Below are 1489 nucleotides of genomic sequence, written 5' to 3'. Positions count from 1 at the left end.
GGTGCGCGGCAAGACGCGGCGGCGCATGCAGGGTCTCCAACAGGGCGACGACCTGGTCGGGCAGGGACCGTAGCGGCGGGTCCGCGGGTGCGGTGAGAGCGCGGCGCAGGGGGTCGGCGGTCACGGCCGCAAGGGTACGACCCCCGCCGGTGGTCCCCCCGGGCTCAGCGCACCAGTCGGAAGAAGGCGCGCAGGTCGGCGATCAGCAGTTCCGGCACTTCGAGCGCGGGAAAGTGCCCGCCACGGTCGTGCTCCTTCCAGTACCGAAGGTCCGGGTAGCGACGGGTCGTCCACCGTCGGGACGGTCGGGGCACCTCGGCAGGAAAGATCGAGGCACCGACGGGTACGCGAACCTGCGCGGCGTCCTCACCGCTGATCCACCCGGACACCCGGTCGATGCTCTCGGCATACAGGCGTGCCGACGATGCCGCAGACCCGGTCAACCAGTACAGCGTGACCTGGTCAAGGACCTGGTCACGGTTGAGGCCGTGGCCGTTGGGGTCGGTCCAGCTGAGCAACTTCTCGCCCATCCACGCGCACAGGCCGGCCGGAGAATCCACCAGGGCGTACCCGACGGTCTGCGGCGCGGTGCGGTGGGCTTCGGAGTACGCCGAGCTGGATCTTCCGCGTTCGTGCAGATGAGCCAGCGCTTCGCGTTCGGCATCGGTGAGGTCGTCGGGGGCGGTCGGATCCGGGCCGACCAACGGTGGTACCAGATGGATGCCCGCCACGTGCTCGCCGTCCAGGGCACCGATGGTGCTGGAGATGCTGGTGCCCCAATCGCTGCCAGCGGCTCCGTAACGGGTGTAGCCCAGTGCCGCCATGATCTCCGCCCACGTGGCGGCTATCCGTTCGATGCTCCAACCAGGGTGGACGGGTTTGGCGCTGAAGCCGTAACCGGGCAGCGACGGGATCACCACGTCGAAGGCGTCCTCGGCGGTGCCGCCACAGCTCAGCGGGTCGGTGAGCGGCATGATCAGGTCGACCAGTTCCAGCACCGAGCCGGGCCAGCCGTGGGTGAGTACCAGTGGCATCGCACCCGGATGCGGCGACCGGGCGTGCAGCACGTGGATCGTCAACCCGTTCACGTTGACGAGATACTGCGGGACCGCGTTGAGCCGCGCCTCGGCGGCTCGCCAGTCGTACGCCTCGGCCCAGTAGCCGCAGAGGCTCTGCACCTCGTGCAGGGGTATGCCGTGCGCCCAGCCGGGCGCTGTCGCCGCCTCTGGCCAACGCGTACGCGCCAACCGATCGCGGAGATCAGCCAGCTCGGAATCCGGAACGTGCACCCGGTAGGGCTGAACATCGACAGGCATGCGGCTCCTCAGCTGCCAGTGGCCAGCGCGGTGAGAGCGCGGCGCAGGGGTCGGCGGTCACGGCGGCAAGGGTACGACCGCCCCGCCCCTGCTCCCGTGATCCGCACAGCCTCCGGTGATGCAGAATCACCCCTCATGCCGACGGTGGTTGTTGAGATCCACGTCCCCCTCCG

General features: G+C 69.6%; 1 protein-coding gene. It reads right to left on the bottom strand.

All coding sequences use genetic code 11. The features are described 5' to 3' along the window. Positions 1–164: 164 nt before the first annotated feature. Positions 165–1316 (bottom strand): epoxide hydrolase family protein, encoded by a 1152-nt coding sequence (locus KBX34_RS32950; protein WP_210793483.1) that lies wholly within the window; start codon positions 1314–1316, stop codon positions 165–167. Between the last annotated feature and the right edge of the window lie 173 nt (positions 1317–1489).

It is taken from the genome of Micromonospora sp. M61 (assembly GCF_018070245.1).
Lineage (GTDB): Bacteria > Actinomycetota > Actinomycetes > Mycobacteriales > Micromonosporaceae > Micromonospora > Micromonospora zamorensis.
This window is presented reverse-complemented; position numbering and strand designations above follow the sequence as displayed.